The 17,306-nt window shown below is 58.9% G+C and carries 6 protein-coding genes and 1 riboswitch; of the genes, 4 read left to right on the plus strand and 2 right to left on the minus strand.

Features of this window, described 5'->3' with window-relative positions; translation table 11 throughout:
* Positions 1-254 precede the first annotated feature (254 nt).
* On the plus strand, positions 255-1,070 hold the full coding sequence (locus EXY20_RS16490; RefSeq protein ID WP_167859294.1) for a GNAT family N-acetyltransferase: 816 nt from the start codon (positions 255-257) through the stop codon (positions 1,068-1,070).
* Here the strand turns inward: EXY20_RS16490 and EXY20_RS16495 are convergent.
* The gene (locus EXY20_RS16495; RefSeq protein ID WP_135553090.1) at positions 1,032-2,138 is read right to left on the minus strand and encodes a GNAT family N-acetyltransferase; all 1,107 of its coding nucleotides are present in this window, start codon (positions 2,136-2,138) and stop codon (positions 1,032-1,034) included. The genes EXY20_RS16490 and EXY20_RS16495 overlap by 39 nt on opposite strands.
* 52 nt (positions 2,139-2,190) lie before the next feature.
* Positions 2,191-2,272: riboswitch (ZMP/ZTP riboswitch) on the minus strand.
* A 283-nt stretch (positions 2,273-2,555) separates the two neighbouring features.
* Between EXY20_RS16495 and EXY20_RS16500 the strand changes: the two genes are divergently transcribed.
* A complete protein-coding gene (locus tag EXY20_RS16500; protein ID WP_135553092.1) occupies positions 2,556-8,468 on the plus strand; it encodes an S-layer homology domain-containing protein in 5,913 nt (1,970 codons plus the stop codon).
* A 144-nt stretch (positions 8,469-8,612) separates the two neighbouring features.
* Positions 8,613-9,005, plus strand: coding sequence for a VOC family protein (locus EXY20_RS16505; protein ID WP_135553094.1), 393 nt, complete (start codon positions 8,613-8,615; stop codon positions 9,003-9,005).
* A 317-nt stretch (positions 9,006-9,322) separates the two neighbouring features.
* Here the strand turns inward: EXY20_RS16505 and EXY20_RS16510 are convergent, their stop codons facing one another.
* Positions 9,323-10,222: a phosphotransferase gene (locus EXY20_RS16510; protein ID WP_167859296.1), complete on the minus strand. Its 900-nt coding sequence runs from the start codon at positions 10,220-10,222 to the stop codon at positions 9,323-9,325.
* A 922-nt stretch (positions 10,223-11,144) separates the two neighbouring features.
* Between EXY20_RS16510 and EXY20_RS16515 the strand changes: the two genes are divergently transcribed.
* A complete protein-coding gene (locus EXY20_RS16515; protein WP_135553098.1) occupies positions 11,145-17,198 on the plus strand; it encodes a WIAG-tail domain in 6,054 nt (2,017 codons plus the stop codon).
* Positions 17,199-17,306 lie beyond the last annotated feature (108 nt).

Here is a 17,306-nt window from a genome sequence, read left to right on the forward strand (position 1 = left end):
CAGTCGCTGCAAAATAGCCAGCGACTTCACTGGCTATTCGCGGCAATCTGCCCGGATTGCTGCCGTTTGGTCCCAATAGCCAGTGTTTTCGCTGGCTATTTCCGACGAGAGGGGCGAAATCGGGCAAATAAGCTATTTTTTATGGCCTATTTAGCCTTAGTCGCACGATGAGGCACGGTGAAGTGTTTGTGCGGCACGTTTTCCATGGCATGAAGCGTTGCCGCTGGAGTGTTTCGTGGAAGGGAGGGAGCCGTTTGGCGATTGGGATCATGCCGCTTGCGGAGGCGGATGTCGGCGGCGTGCAGCTAATGCTGCAGGCGTCGATCCGGCCGGAGGTGTTCCGGTATACGATTTATTCGTGCCCGGGCTATAGCGACTATTTGCGCGCGCAGACCCGGCTGCCGGCAGCGATGTCCGAAACACTGCTGTTCGGCGTTTACCGGGACGGCGCCTGTTGCGGCTTTGCCGAATGGCGGCGGAACGGCCGGTTGCTGCATTTGAACAACGTGTTCGTCGTAGAAGCGGCAAGAGGCGCGGGATACGGCGATTTGCTGCTGGCGCACGGCGTTCGGTTAGCCGGCGAGCTTGGCTGCGACGCGATGACATTGGACGTGTTCGCTTGGAACGAGACGGCGATCCGTTGGTATGCGAAGCGGGGATTCCGCTTGACCGGCGCGACATTCTGGCATGTAGCCGACAGCCGGTTTGCGCAGGAACGGGCTCAAGTGCGGGAGCCGCTGCCTTGGCGGATCGATGCGGCAGTGGTTGTGCGCGATTATGCGTTCGCGGAAGCGCAGCACCGTGCTTACGGTTTCTCCGCGTTTACCGCCGAGACGTCGTCCGGCCGCCACACGGTGGGACGAATCGGCAATAGCGTGTTCCGCATCCGTGCGGATTCGGATGAAGTCGACGAGCAGCTCGCCGGCGGGCTGGCCGCACTCGATCCGCGTCGCGAGCTGCTTGTGTTGTCGCCGGGCGAGAAGCTGCCCGGATGCGTATCGCTTGGCGCCAGTTATGCGATGCGTCGCGAGCTAGGGGAGCGAGTAGCCGGTAATCTCCCTTTCATATAAGTTTGCGCTCCAGAAGCCCGCGTCAAAGCGTCCCTGCAAGACGAATCCCAGACCGGCATAGTATGAATTCAGGCTAGGGTTGTCGGCCATGCAGTCGAGGCGAAGCCAGCTTTTTCCCTTGGCCTGCACATAACGTTCCGCGTGGCGAATGAGCTCGCAGCCGATTTTTTCTCCCTTGCGTTTGCGTGAGACGCATAACCGATGAACATGCCCTGCGTCCTCGTGAAATTGCTCGCCCCATATTTTCTCATAGGTCCAGTGGACGGAGAAGCAACCGACGAGTTCATCCCTCAGAGCCGCGACGAACACTTCATGATCTCGGACAAATGCTTCAACCATTTCGCGTTCGAAGCTTTCGACGCGCCATTGCCAGAAGCCATGCGCCGCATGGATCCATTGCGCCGCTTCAATAAGAAGGGAGCGGATACCGTCCACGTCTTCAACGGAAGCCTTGCGGATCACGAGCGATTCGGAAGGCTCCCGTCTCCAGTCATGCTCCAGCCTCGACGCAGTTTCAATCGCGCGCTCCTCCCCGTGAAGCTTTGCGACCAGATGCAGAGCTGCGTCAATGCCCGCCGTAACGCCGGCCGATGTAATGATTTTGCCATTGTCCACGTATCGGATGTTCTCGATCAGTGTCGCGCTCGCCGGTGCGGCCTCCATTAGCAAATTCATGGCCCGCATATTGGTGGTCGCACGTTTTCCTTCGAGCAGTCCTGCTTTGGCGAGCAGCAGTGCCCCCGTACAGACGGACAGCGTAAATGCGGCCCGCCGGGAAGTTTCGTTGATCCAGCCGGTTAACTTCTCATTATGCATTTCCTTGCGAGACCCCCAGCCTCCCGGAACGATCAGGATGTCCGGCGTCGGACACTCGGATGAAGCGAACGTCGGCACAATCGTCAAGCCGCTGATTGTCCTGATCGGCCTATTGGATTCCAGGGCGACCGTATAAACTCGAAAGTCTTGCCCCCAATTGCTCGCCACCGCGAACACATCGAATGGTCCCGTTACGTCCAAAGCATCCACTTGCTCATATACCAGCACCGCTACGTTTTTTGCTGCCCCCATCCGGGCACCCTCCTCGAAATATAGAAAAAGCATCTGGTTAACAATCAACCAAATGCTTTGCCCAGGCGAACGGCTTATGTGACGGATGCGCTCCCCCGTAGTTATCTACGTTCTCGCCAGTTACGCATCCCTTATATTTACTGCTTATTATATGACGATTGAACGATGGAGATCAACATCAATTTTCGGAATATTCGATTTTCAATCGAAATTCTGCTTTGCAGGTTGCCGTGGAGGGAGCTGTTGCGGTCTTCTTTGACGTTATCGTTCAACACAATAAGAATGGTAGAAATGTCCGGCTATCATCAAATTGGACATGAAAAGATCAGAGATGTAACAAGTGTATATATCTTCCACTATGAGCGCTGTCCTACAATAAATAGGCAAGCCTACATAATGAGAGGAGAATAGAAGACCTTGAGAAGACAACTGAGTTGGGTATTGGCAATCGTTTTGTTCCTCGGCATTTTGAATGCGGGGCTGCCCGGTTCGGGCGGCGGAGCTCGCACGGTCTACGCGGACGCCCCGGTGACCGCTGCGACGTATAAAATTCCCGTAACTCCGACAATGGTCAAGAACGAATCGGCTTATGGCGATCCATCTAAGCTGTTCGATCAACAGACCGTCGCCGGTGATCCGAAAGGCGGCACAGGCGGTGCGGCTGACAGCAGTTTTTGGTTCGGCTATTGGGGCGCGGCTACGGAATCTGTTTTCACCAATTATCCGGCTTATGCGTACATCGATCTCGGACAGACGTATAAGTTAACCGACGTCTATCTTCGGGATCGGGATACGAAGGGCGATTTTACCGTATATACCGGGACGCCGGCCGGCAGCGGCAACTGGACGGAGCAGTTCACAGACGATCTGTGCGATGTCAGTTGCAGTACATATAGCAGTTATGCATGGAAAGGCCACACGATCGACAATGTCGAAACCAGATATGTCCGGTTCAAGATGGCAAGCCGTGATTCTGCGGTATCCGAAATCGTGCTATACGGCATCCCGGTTCCAGCCAAAGTTCCGCTCTCACCCGCAATGGTGACGAACGAATCGGGTTACGGCGATGCGACGCGGCTGGTCGACGAGCAGGCAACCTCCGGCGACCCGCTGAACGGAGCGGGCGGCGCGCCGAACAAGTTCTGGTTCGGCGCATGGGAAGAATCGTACAACCCGGCCAGCACGTCGTACCCTGCGTACGCGTATATCGATCTTGGCCGCAGCTACAACTTGAGCCATATTTTCCTGTATGATTACAACGATCCCGGCGCTTGGGACAATGCGAGCGCTTCCTTCAATGTATATACCGGTTCTCCCGGCAGTTGGACCCTTGCGTTCGATGCGACGCATAGCGGCTCAAGCTCGGGCTGGTTGAGTCGAAGTCTGAACGGCGTCGTTACCCGCTACGTGCGCGTGGAAAGCTTGCGGCTGGCGGCGGTCATGTCTGAAATCGTATTATACGGCTCCCCCGCCGAGGCGGTGCTGCCGCCGCAAATTCCGCTTAACATCTCGATGGTGACCTACGACGTCGCAGGGGCGATGAACGCCTATACGCTTGTCGACGATCAGAGCGCCGTCGGAGACCCGCTGCGCGGATCGACCGTCAGCGACTGGAGCAAGCTGCACGCCTGGACCGACTGGAGCGGCAACGCATATATCAATCTGGGCCAGAATTATATGATCGACAATCTGTTTCTCGGAGACTACACGGGAACCGGCACCGTCAACATCTACACCGGCAGCGGCGATCCGGTCGTCTGGACGCAGGTTGATTCCGATATGCTGAACAGCTACGGCGCATGGAACAGGCATCGGATCGGCGTGACGGCGCAGCATCTGCGAATCCAGAAGCTCGGCGGCGGCCAAATCTCGGAAATCGTGCTATACGGCACGCCGGTTCCGAAGCCGATCCTGCTGTCGGACACGATGGTCCACAACATATCCGGCTATACCAATCCGACGCTGATGGTCAATCAGCAAGCGCAAGCCGGCGACCCGCTGAACGGCAGTCTGCCCGGTGCCGCAGACGCTGTGGCAGCGGCGAACGTAACGACGACTTCTTATCCGGCAGACGCCTATATCGATCTCGGATCTCCGTATGTGATTACGAATATCGCTTTGCTGGATGGAGACGACCTTGCCGCGAGCGGGCAGGGCGTACAAGTGTATGCCGGCACTTCTCCCGGCAGTTGGGATGCCCAGCCGCTGTTCACCGACCGGATGCTGAACCGCGCTCAATGGAATATGCACCCGGTGTCTGTCACTACGCAATATGTACGGGTTGTGAAAACGAGCAGCAAGGCGAATTTTTCCGAAATTGTCCTGTATGGCACCCGAGTCGGCGGCGCGTTGAAGGATGAAACGCCGCCGTCCGCCGTCACCGATCTGACAACGACCGCTGTCGGATCGATCGCGGCGACGCTGCAATGGACGGCGCCGGGCGACAGCGGCACGGCAGGCACGGCTGCATCGTACGAGGTGCGCTACAGCACGTCGAACATAACGGCCGACAACTTCTCCGGCGCCACGCTGGCCACGAACGCTCCCGCTCCGCTCGGCGCCGGCACGAAGCAAACGATGACGATCAGCGGGCTCACACCGGAGACAACCTACTATTTTGCGCTCAAAACGAAAGACGGCGCAGGCAACATATCCGCATTGTCGAACGTCCTCTCGAGGACAATGAATGCCGTGGATAACACCGCTCCCGGCGCTGTAACGAACTTGGCCGCAGCCTACGTATCGGGCAATGCGGTGCGCCTGACATGGACCGCTCCCGGCGATGACGGCGCGACGGGCACGGCGACAAGCTATGCGCTGCGCTACAGTACATCGGATATAACAACGGGCAGCTGGACTTCCGCGACCGTCGCCGGATTCGTGCCGATTCCCGCAGCCGCCGGCAAGCAGCAATCCGCCTGGGTGTACGGGCTCAATCCGTCCACGTCATACAAGTTCGCTATTCGGGCAACCGATGAAGCAGGCAATGTCGCGGATCTATCCAACACGGCAGATGCAACAACGACTGCGCTGGCGGCAAGCACGAAGCTGGACTTGTCGAATGTTCCGATTATTAACGAGGTCGCGCACGGCGACGCATCGAAGCTGTTCGATCAGCAGACAGCGTCCGGAGATCCGCGCGCCAGTATGGGTGGAGCCCTCGGCACAGACGATCCTTCGACACGGTGGGAGCTTGGCTCGAGCGATATCTACTTGCCTGCTTCGGCGGTGATCGATCTTGGCGTCGAGACGGAAATATCCGATATCTACGTGTACGACGGCAACGGCAGCAGCGTCACCAACGGACCGTTGACGCTGTCGGCGGGCGATCCGTTCAACTGGCAGCCACTGACCACAGACTCGCTGACCGGTTATCAACAGTGGAACAGCCACCCGGTGAAGGCGACTACGCGCTACCTGCAGGTGAAGCGCACGACGAAAGGCGCCGACGCCGTCGAAATCGTCATTTATGGCACGAGGCTCGGCACGCCGGAAGCGCAGCCCCAGCCGGCCGCTCAACCGCCACTTCCGACAATGGATCAGTTGATCGGTATCAATGCCTTTATTGACGATCGGAAAGACAGAATGCAAGTCGCCGGCTTCGTCCGCGAATATCACAATTGGGACTGGGACGAAGGCGATTTGGCGCACTGGGGTACCATTCATACCGATTATCCCGGGTATCCGAACAATTTGAACAAGTTCAATCCGACATATGCCAGCAGCGGAGGCTGGAATTTCGACGCTTATTATAACGACTTGAAAACTTTGGGCATTACCGTAAGTCCCGCAATCAAGGAAAGCGTAAGCTGGATGACGATTTCAAAGCACAACAAACCGATCGACTCCGGGCAGAGCGCGCTGGACCCGGCCTCATATGCGGCGCATGGCGATCACATGTTCCAATATGCAGCCCGTTACGGCAGCACGGCTGTCGCTGACAGCAAGCTGAAGCTGGCCGCAGATCAGCCTCGCAGCTCGGGGCTCGGCACGTTGCAGTACTTCGAGGACTGGAACGAGCAGGACAAATGGTGGGAAGGCCGCAATTCGTTTTTTACGCCTTATGAGTACGCAGCGATGGCCAGCGCGGACTATGACGGCGATCAGCGGCGAATGGGCGAAACGTTTGGCGTGAAAAACGCCGATCCGAACGCCAAGCTGGTTATGAGCGGACTTGCCGATCCGAACCTCGATTACATCAAGGCGCTCAAGTTCTGGTCGGACTGGAATCGCGGCGGCAGTGTGCCTTTCGACGTGATCAACATTCATCACTACAGCAACAACGGCACCGACCAGACAACCGGCACGGTGGGCATCAGCCCGGAGGCGGACAATCTGAAGACGCTCCTGCAGAAGTTCGTCGACTACCGCGATCGGTACATGCCGGGCAAGGAAGTATGGATTACCGAATTCGGCTACGATATTAACGCGATGTCCGTGCAGCGGGCGCCGGCGATCGGGAACAAATCCGCGCAGGAAGTGCAGGGCGAGTGGCTGGTCAGATCGTATCTGGCGGCATCCGCGGCCGGTATCGACAAAGCGTCCATGTACATGCTGCGCGATGTCAACCCAAACAGTACAACCAAGTTCGACAGCGCCGGGCTGACGAGCACCCTGGACACTCAAGAGGTGCCGAAAATTTCCTGGTATTACGTCTATACGCTCAAAAATCAACTGACCGGCATGCGTTACGATAGCGAAGTCGCATCCGACAACGGGAATGTGCGCATCTACAAATATGTGAATGACGCCAATAATAAGGATGTATACGTGCTTTGGGCGCCGACCAGCAACGACACCGTCGTGACGGATTACACGCTCGCACTGGAAAATGCGGGCACGAGCGTCAGCCTCGTCACTATGGAAGAGGGCGATACCGACGGCGTGACATCGGCGTTGACGGTCGCAGGTGGAGCCGTCAGCGTGGACGTTAGCGAACGCCCGGTTTTCGTCGTCGTCGACAAATCGTCCGCGAACAACGGCGGCAGCAACAACGGCGGCAGCAACAACGGCGGCAGCGACAATGGCGGCAGCGACAACGGCGGCAGCAACAACGGCGGCAGCAACAACGGCGGCAGCAACAACGGCGGCAGCAACAACGGAGGCAGCAACAACGGCGGCAACACGACTGAGAAAGTCGAAGCTGTGCCGACCGCTTCGTCTGCTGAACCGGTTGTGACCCACGGGTCCGTGCAATTGAAGCCGCAATCGAATGCTCAAGGCGCAGTCGCCGTCCAACTGACGGCGGACGAAATAGGCCGGGCGCTTGCCGGCGCGGCGGGCACGCTGACTGTCGGCGTAGCGCCTGTGGCGGACACCAGAAAGATCAGCATCTCGCTTCCAACAAACGCCTTGACTTCCTCGCCGCCTGCTGTGGCGTTCAATACCGGTCTGGCGGAGGTAACCTTTCCGGCCGCCGAATTGAAGCGAATGATCGGGGGCAGCGATAGTCATGCTGCGTTAGAGTTGACCGTGGAACAAATCGATCCTGCGTCGCTGCCCGCCGCAGCACGCGAACAGATCGGATCCCGCCCTGTTGTCGATCTGAAGTTGACGCTGGGCGGCACCCCGGTGTCCCGTTTCGGCGAAGAGGGCGGAAACGGCGTGCAAGTACGCATCCCGTATGTATTGCAGCCGGGCGAGGCGGCGCACAATGTCATCATTTACTATATCGCTAACGATGGCACGCTTTCGGTCGTCACGAACGGCCAGTTCGACGTGGCAACGGGAACTGTAACATTCGACGTGCGGCACTTCAGCTATTATGCCGTTGCGTATAGTGTCGCGATGTTCGACGATCTTGCCGGCGCGCCTTGGGCGCAGACTGCTATCGAGGCGCTCGCTGCGCGGGGCGTTGTCGAGGGCAAAGGCTCATCGCTATACGATCCGCAGGGCAGCGTTACTCGTGCGGAATTCGTGACGATGCTTGTCCGGACATACGGCTGGCAAGCCGGTTCTGATTCCGGACCAGACTTCTCGGATGTCACCCCCGGCGAATGGTATGCCGATGCGGTGAATACGGCTGCCGGCCTCCGTATCGTTCACGGGCGCGGGAATGGAACGTTCGGCGTGAATGACCCGATTACACGCGAAGAAATGGCGCTGCTGCTCGCAAGGGCGCTGCAGCTTGTACACGGCGGCGTGTCCGGCTCGTCAGGCGTTGCGGCGTTTGGCGATACCGCGGCCCTGTCCGCGGAATCCGCGAGCGCGATCGCAAGCGTTGCCAGCGCAGGGTTGATCAACGGTTTCCCGAACGGTCTGTTTGAGCCGGGCGAACATGCTACCCGTGCGCAAGCCGCAACCGTGCTTTACCGGGCATTGGGCAAGTAGTCCGCTATATTCATGGTGACCACCCAGCCCGCTTCTTTGTCGAAGCGGGCTGGGTACTGTTTAATCGAAATTCTGCTTTACAATCGAACGTATATTCGCTATATTGGTCTTGGGCATTATTTCCAAGGTGGGAGTGGTTACGTAGTGGCCGAAACAGTCAAAGCGAAAATTGAAAATTCCCTCACCGTTTTGTTAGTTTCCGATTTGGAGAAATCAATGAAATATTATGAAGAGGCTTTGGGATGCGAGGTCAATGAACATTGGGCCATTCGAGATCATTTCGGTTTAGGGTTTAAATTAGTGCAAGCCACGAACATTGAACATGTCAGACCCAACCATGGAACGTGGAATACATATGCTTATGTAAGAACCCATGATGAGCTGGATGCTTTATATCTTGAATTAACAACCAATGGCGCAATTATTGTGTCCGAACTCCAAATAACCGAACACGACTGGGGGACTTGGAAAGACTTTTCTGTTCGGGACCCGGACGGATACGTAATAGGCTTCGGCTCGGGAAATAAAACCAGCTGAAGCGACTGCTCATTTCCGTATCCTATTAGCAACTGTTGCTTAATCCGAATGGAAAGAGGCAGAGCCGAATCCGATAGCGGAACACTCGTTGAGCCTATAGAAGATTTTGGCGGATGCGGTTTGAAATTTTGGTTTAACGACCCTGATGGGAATAGGTTTCATATTTGGAAAGATCCGACTAAGATGAAGGGGACCTTCTGAACAAACGGCAACGATCTTATAAAAGGGGCAGTATTGCCGCGGCAGCTGATCATTTGGAATTAATGGTAAATATTAACAAAAAGAAGATTGCTAGCTAATATGAATGGCAAGAAGAGTTAAACAAGCTCCTGGTATAGATTTTCTGCATCTTTCAGCAGATCAGGTATCCAGGTTTCTGATCCGGGGATAATAGCTGTACCTCCGTAAACAAGCCAACGCAGTGTCTTAATCAGCCAACATAACCCCCCAATTCGCAATTGCCAGATCAGATGATCCAATGGAACATCCGTTACTTCGAGGAATGCTGCAACCATTTCTTCTCGGGAAAGGTTACTCCAAGCGTATGCTTCCGTGATCAAGCAGTACAGGTCACCAAGATGAGGGCTTAAATATGCAATGGACCAATCAATCGGCATGATGCCATTGTCTTGAATCAACAGGTTCTTTGCGTGATAGTCATGATGCACGATCGAGGATGGTACCATTCGATACAGTCTATCCAAATGGTGCGGAAACACTTTTTTGAGTTTGAATAAAACATTGGCTTCTGCCAACGGATTCGATTTCAACAGATCATCATGCAGTTCCAGAAAACTTTCCATTGAAACGGAGTAAGTGTCAACGACTTTTTTAGGGAGCCTCCATTCCAGGTTGGCAGTTGCGCGCATCCGTAGTCTTGCCAATTCCCTTGATGCCTCAAGAAAATGAGCGGGTTGCGGTTGCTGTTCCAAATTTTTATCCCCCGCATCCTCCATGATCATTACTGCGCTATCCTTCCGTCGAACAAATTCAACAATCCGTGGGGCTTTGATTTGTAAAGGATGCACTAAATCCCGGTAAATCTCTGCTTCTCCCGCCATCTCACTCCCGCCCCATTTCATTATGCGTGTTTCACCTGTTGCCAACTTTACTCTGTAAACTTCCGATAGAGCCCATTTCCTCAACAAAGACCATTCAGTAACCTCATTCAGCAAGGGGATCATGGAGCAATAATCCGAAAAGCGTGTTGGAAGCATTCCAGCATTCCTCCTCATACGATGTTCCTACGAAACACATTTTTACATATATGGTGAAAAAGATATAGACTTATAATTCTCCGTTTGGTATGATGTCAAATAAGGTCTTGAAAAATTTCAGGACTCTTTTTTTATGCGCAAACAGTGAAGGCCATCCCCCCAAAGGATGGCCTTCAAACTTACCGATAAGGATTGTGCGGTGAACCCTGAGCAGTGCGAAGAACGATAATCCCATACGAGTTTCCCCTTTCTCATTTTTGCTATATACACGATTTGCCCGGTGTGATAATGGATTTCTCTCACATGAGCAATCATTAAGTTAAGTGTTGTTGACTGGTTGTTTATTTGGCTATATGTAAGGGGCGGTTTGTCGAGAAAAGTCTCAAACTCCTTCTCTCTGTCTCTCGTGTCCGGTATTACCTCAATCGCAATATCCATGTGCACACCTCACATTTCCTCGTTCGGCTGGGGCGAATAGGCCATGAAAAGTGGCTTATTTGCTTCATTTCGGCCGTCTCCTCCAAAATAGCCAGTGAAAACACTGGTTATTTGGGCGAAACCGCGCCAATCCGGGCAGGTGGACACGAATAGCCAGTGAAATCACTGGCTATTTTGAGTCGACCGCCCATTTTTGACCCAATAGGCCATAAAAGATGGCCTATTTCGCAACCCCCTTGCACTTCCTGCTGTCAACCGCACCTCCATGCTCCCGGCCAAATGTGCAAATAAGCACATCTGCGCTTTCCATTTCGAACACTGCGCCGATACGCGCTGCGACTTCCACCCGACGCCGCAGCTCCTCGCGCGAACGCGAAACTTTTGCCGCTGCCCCGACTGTCCCTTTCGATTGTGCGGGTGACCGGCGACTGGGTTGTTGCATATGTTACAGATGACCAGGAAACTGCCTGAGAGGAGCAGCGTCATGAAAAAAAACAAAGGAGTTCCGCGAAAACGCCCTGCCGATAAAAACCGCCCCATCCGATATGATGCCAATACGCTGGAACTGCAATGGTTGGACCAGGAAGATGCCGACAAGGAAGCAAAAGCGTATAAAGGACAAGTCGGGCGGGAGCAAGATCCGGCAACCGCTGAGGAGCGCCAGCCGGAAGTGTCGCTGCATCGCGCGAATTCGACATCCCGGCGTTCGCCCGTTTATAAGCCGGCATTTCGCGTGGCCAAAACGGATCGTCGGTTTCAAGCCGAGCGGTTGCCGGCTTCCTTGCCGCTCGACAGAGTCGACCCGTTCCCGGAGACGCTGGGGCCGACGTCTGCGGAGGAGACGGAGCTTCTCGTCAAACTGATCGAGCAAGCGTCGGAACCGGAGCCGGAGCCGGAGTCGCAACAGCAGCATAGCGAGGAGCTCGCCAAGCTGCTGGAAGAGAGGGAGAAGGAGATCAAAGCGCCGGCGGTCGTGTTCACCGACGATCTTGCCGACGAAGGCATCACCACGGAAAAAATCGCCCCCGGCGCCGTAACGCGCGAGAAGCTGCGGCCGGGCAGCGTGGACACGGCGGCGCTGGCCGACTACGCGGTGGACGGCGACAAGCTGCGCAATCGTGCCGTGACCGGCGGCAAAATCGCCTGGCAGTCGGTGGAGGAACGGCATTTGCTGGACGGTTCGGTTACCGGCGAGAAGCTGCGCGACCGCTCCATTACGGGCGATAAACTGACGGACGGAAGCGTCACGTCGGAGAAGCTGGCCGACAAAACGATCGATGCAATGAAGATCGCCGATCAATCGATCCAGGCGAAACATTTGCAGCTTGGCATCATTACGACCGAACTGCTCGCCGATCAATCGATCACCTCGGAAAAAATCAAAAACGGCACGATTTCCGGCAACAGTCTCGTCAATCAGGTGATTACTTCGGCGAAAATTGCCGACGGGGCCGTGACCGGCGAAAAAATTCGCGAGCGCACGATCGGCGCCGACAAGCTGCAGGACGACAGCATAGGCGGCGACAAAATCGCCAAAGCCAGTATCGCCAGCTCTCATCTGGCCGCAGGAGCGGTCGATGCGACACATATTGCCCCCGGCGTCATTTCGGACGCTCATCTGGCCGAAGGAGTCGTCGGCCCTCGCCATATTCAAGAGCAAGCGGTGCTCGGGACGCATGTGGCGGGAGGTGCGATCGGGCCCAAACATGTGGCCGGCGGCGCCATCGCGTCGGAGCATATCGCCGAAATGAGCGTCGAGTCGAAGCATATCGTCTGGGAATCGATTCATGCCGCGCACATCCTGCCCCGGTCGATCGTGACCCAGCATTTGACCGCGTCTTTGGTGCAAGCGGATCATCTGGCCGGCGGCAGCGTGCAAACACAGCATTTGACGCCGCTGGCCGTACAAACCGATCATTTGGGCAAAGCGGTGGTCACTTCGGATAAACTGGCCAAACAGGCCGTGGGCGAACCGCATTTGGCGAAAGCGGCGGTGACGGCCGAGAAGCTGGCGGAACACGCGGTAACGAAAAAACACGTGGCTCCCGGCGCCGTCGGCTCGCATCATCTGCAGCCGCAATCGGTCACTGTCGACGCATTGGCGGATCATGCCGTTACCACTGCCAAGCTGGCCGGCAAATCGGTCCAGCAACTGCACCTGAACGATGCGATCGTTGCCTCCCGTCATCTTGCCGACGGCGCGGTGCTGACTTCGAAGCTGGCCGCCCAGAGCGTGGCAGCCGAGCAGTTGAAGGATGCCGCTGTAACGACGGACAAAATCAGGGACGAAAGCATTACGGCAGCCAAGCTGGCGAAGCTGTCGGTGAGCGGCGCGCACTTGCAGAAGCTGGCGGTAACCAAGGAGAAGCTGGCCGAGTTGGCCGTCGAAGCGGGACATGTGGCGGATGCCGCCATCGGGCAGCGGCATTTGCAGGAGAAAGCGGTATCCGCAGCGGCGCTGCAGGACGAAGCGGTGACCGCTTCCAAGCTGGCGGCCGGCAGCGTGGGGCGCCGGCATGTGCAGTCCGGTGCGGTGGATACCGAGCAGTTGAAGGACCATGCGGTGACGACGGTGAAATTGGCGGCGGAATCGGTATCGTCCGACAAGCTGACCGATGCCAGCGTCACTTCGGCGAAGCTGGCCGAGATGAGCGTCACCGCCAGCAAGCTGGCCGCAGGCGCCGTGGCCGGTGAGCATCTCGCCGCAGGCAGCGTCACCGGCGACAAGCTTGCGGCCGGCGCAGTAAGCGGCGACAAGCTGCCGGCGGAAACGATCGAGGCGACGCACATTCGCGCCGGCGCGGTACTCGGCGGACATATCGCGCCGGGCGAAATCGGAGCCGCGCATGTGCAGCCGGAAGCGATCGGCACCGAGCAACTGGCGGACAAAGCTGTCACATCGGGCAAACTTGCACCGGAAGCGATCGGCGGCGACCATATTCGGCCGGAATCGATTCGCGGCTTTCATTTGGCGCCGGGCAGCGTGCGCGCCAGCCACCTGGACGGCGGCGTGTTTACGAACGACAAGCTGTCTGCCGGCGCCGTCACCGGCGATAAACTGGCGGCTGGCGCCGTGGGAGCCGATCATTTGGCCGAAGGCGCCGTCGCCGGCTCGAAGCTGGCGGAGCAAGCGGTCGAAGGCCGCCACCTGGCGCAGCAAGCCGTCGGCACGGAGCATGTGGCGCTCGCCGCTATCGACGGCCGCCATTTGGCGGACGGATGCGTGGCGGAAACGCATCTGCGCAGCGGCGCCGTCACCGGCGACAAACTGGCGGACGGCAGCGTATCGCTCGGCAAACTCGGCGACTTCCAGCTCGGTGGCGACCGGCTGGCGGACGGTGCGATCACCGGCAAACAGCTGGCGGGCGAAGCGGTCGCCGGAGAGCATATCGAAGCGGCGGCCGTCGAATCCCGGCACCTTGCGCCGGAAGCGGTCGGCAAGGAGCATCTGCGCCCGCTGTCCGTGGCGACCGACATGCTCGAGCCGGGAAGCGTCAACGAAGAGAAGCTTGCGCCCGCAAGCATTTCCGGCGACAAGTTGAAGGCGGAATCCGTCGCTTCCAAACATATCAAGCCGGAATCGGTGCAAGGGTACCATTTGGCCGCCGGAGCGATTCGCACGTATCACGTCGACGACGGCACCGTGTCGGCCGAGAAGCTGGCCGACGGGGCGGTGACCGGTGCGAAGCTGGCCGACGGCAGCATCGGCGCGCGACATATCGGCGAAGCGGTGATCACGGGCGACAAGCTGGCCGAAGCAGGCGTGGACGGCTCCCGCATTGCGCCGCAATCGGTCGGAGCCCGGCACTTGCTGCCCGGCTCGGTCGGCGCCGTGCAACTGGCCGAGGGGTCCGTAACCGCGAAGCATGTGGCGCCTGCGGCAATCGGCGGCGAACAGCTTGCCGCCGGCGCGGTGCAGGCGCTGCATGTGGCGGCCCGTGCGGTCGGCCGCAGCCAGCTGCAGGAAGGCAGCGTTGCCGGCGAGCACCTGGCGCCCGGAAGCGTGACCGACGACAAGCTGGCAGCGGGGACGCTTGGCGGCGACAAGCTGCAGCAGGAAACGATCGGCGGCAAACACATCAAGCCGGAAACGATTCAAGGCTATCATTTGAAAGCCGGCACGATCCAGGCGACCCATCTTGACGAGCAATCGATCGGCTCGGTTCATATCCAGTCCGGCGCCATTGACGCGTTCCACTTGGCGGACGGCGCGGTTGGCAGCGAGCAGCTGCAGGAAGGAGCCGTAACGGGCGCCCATCTGGCGGACGGCGCGGTTGCCGCCGAGCATTTGACCGCGGGCGCTGTGCGAACCGCCCATCTGGCGAACGGCGCGGTCGGCCGCGAGCAACTTCAAGCGGAAGCTGTAGCCGGCGCGCATATTGCCCAAGGCGCGATCGACGCCGCTCATTTGACCGCAGGTGCGGTGTTGGCCGATCATGTGGCGGCCGGCGCGGTCGGCGCCGTTCATCTGGCCGATGCGGCCGTGGCGGCGAAGCATGTGGCGCCGGCGGCAATCGGCAGCGAGCAGCTCGCCGCCGGAGCGGTGCAGGCGCAGCATGTGGCAGCCGGCGCGGTCGGCCGCAGCCAGCTGCAGGAAGGCTGCGTCGCCGGCGAGCAGCTGGCGTCCGGCAGCGTCACCGGCGACAAAGTGGCGGCGGGCACGCTGGGCGGCGACAAGCTGCAGCCGGAAGCGATCGCCGGCAAACACATCAAGCCGGAAACGATTCAAGGCTATCACCTGAAAGCCGGCGCGATCCAGGCGATCCATCTTGACGACCGTATAGTAGGCACAATTCATCTTCAGCCAGGCGCCGTTACGGCCGCCCAGTTGTCCGCAGGTTCGGTTGGCGGCGAGCAGCTGCAGGCGGGTGCGGTAGCGGGCGAGCATATCGCGGACGGCGCGATTGCAGCCGCGCATCTTCAGCCCGGCGCGGTGCAAACCGGCCATCTGGCGCGCGGCGCGGTGGGCGGCGAACAACTGCAGGCGGGCGCCGTCGCGGGCATTCATATGGCGACCGGAGCAATCGCCGCTGCTCATTTGACCGCCGGGGCCGTTCAAACCGGCCATCTGGCCGCCGGGGCGGTTGGCGCGCTCCAGCTTGCCGAAGGCGTCGTAACGGCGAAGCATGTGGCGCCGGCGGCAATCGGCAGCGAGCATCTCGCCGCCGGCGCCGTGCAGGCGCAGCATCTTGCCGCCCGGGCGGTTGGCAGCAGCCAGTTGCAGGAAGGTTGCGTGACCGGCGAACAACTGGCGGAAGGCTGCGTCACCGACGACAAAGTGGCGGCCGGTGCTTTGAGCGGCGACAAGCTGCAGCCGGAAGCGATCGGCGGCAAACACATCCAGCCGGATACGATCCAGAGCTACCATTTAAAGGCCGGCATCGTCCAGACGGTTCATCTGGACGACGATGCCGTCGGCACCGATCATATCCAGCCCGGCGCCATTACCGGGTTCCATCTGTCCGCCGGCTCCGTTAGCGCGAGCCATGTGGCGTGGTCCGCCGTAGTCGGCGAACATATCGCGGCAGGCGTAATCGACGCCGCGCACCTGAAGGCCGGCGCGGTGCAGGAGGCGCACCTGTCCGCCGGTTCGGTCGGCAGCGAGCAGCTGCAGCCGAACGCCGTCGCCGGCGGGCATATCGCGGCAGGCGCAATCGCCGCCGGGCATGTGGCAGCCGGCGCGGTGCAAGAGGCGCACCTGTCCGCCGGTGCGGTCGGCAGCGTGCAATTGCAGCCGAACGCCGTCGCCGGCGGGCATATCGCGGCAGGCGCAATCGTCGCCGGGCATGTGGCAGCCGGCGCGGTGCAAGAGGCGCACCTGTCCGCCGGTGCGGTCGGCAGCGTGCAATTGCAGCCGAACGCCGTCACCGGCGGGCATATCGCGGCAGGCGCAATCGCCGCCGAACATGTGGCTGCGGGCGCGGTGCAAACCGCCCATTTGGCCGAAGGTGCGGTCGGCGGCGAACAATTGCAAGCCGGAGCGGTCCTGTCCGCGCATCTGACGCCCGGCGCGGTGGCGGCGGAGCATCTGGCGCCGGAATCGGTCGCCGGCTCGCACATCCGCCAGCGGAGCATCGCTTCCGAGCACGTGCAAACCGCCGCCGTGCAAGCCCGCCATCTGGCCGACGGAGCCGTTACGTCCGATAAGCTCGCGGAAGGAGCGGTCGGCGGCCGCCAGGTGGCGCAGCGCTGCATCGGCGACGACAAGCTGGCGTTTACGCCGGTGCAGGCGCCGGACAATGCGGGCCGCACGCTGCAGCAGTTCGGCATCGTACCGTTCGTCATCATGGAGCCGGAGCCCGCGGACGACCGTTTTGCCGCCGAAGCGACGATCGTGTTCTCCTCGCCTTTTGCCGATACGGAATATGCGCTGGTCGCCATGACGAATCATCCGGATTGCTACGCCGTCCTGCACGCCAAATCGCCGGAAAAAGCGGTCATCACCGTCGTAAGCGCGAAACGGCGCGCCGACATTTCCGGCATGGCGACCTGGATCGCGATTGGACGCAAGGCCGGCCGCCCAAATCCGAAAAGCTGATCCGCAAACAAAACCACAAACGGGAAACGCCTGCCTGCGGTAGGCGTTTTTCCCGTTTTCCCCGCTGCGCTTGCCGCTCTGTACAAGTGCCGTTGCACATATAGCCCC

Origin of the sequence: Paenibacillus cymbidii (genome assembly GCF_004764705.1) — a bacterium.
In the GTDB taxonomy this organism is placed as follows: Bacteria; Bacillota; Bacilli; order Paenibacillales; family NBRC-103111; genus Paenibacillus_AN; species Paenibacillus_AN cymbidii.

Coding starts and splice junctions, on each gene's coding strand:
- EXY20_RS16495 (WP_135553090.1), bottom strand. CDS start 2,138: ATGGGGGCAGCAAAAAACGTAGCGGTGCTGGTATATGAGCAAGTGGAT.
- EXY20_RS16510 (WP_167859296.1), bottom strand. CDS start 10,222: ATGCTTCCAACACGCTTTTCGGATTATTGCTCCATGATCCCCTTGCTG.
- EXY20_RS16515 (WP_135553098.1), top strand. CDS start 11,145: ATGAAAAAAAACAAAGGAGTTCCGCGAAAACGCCCTGCCGATAAAAAC.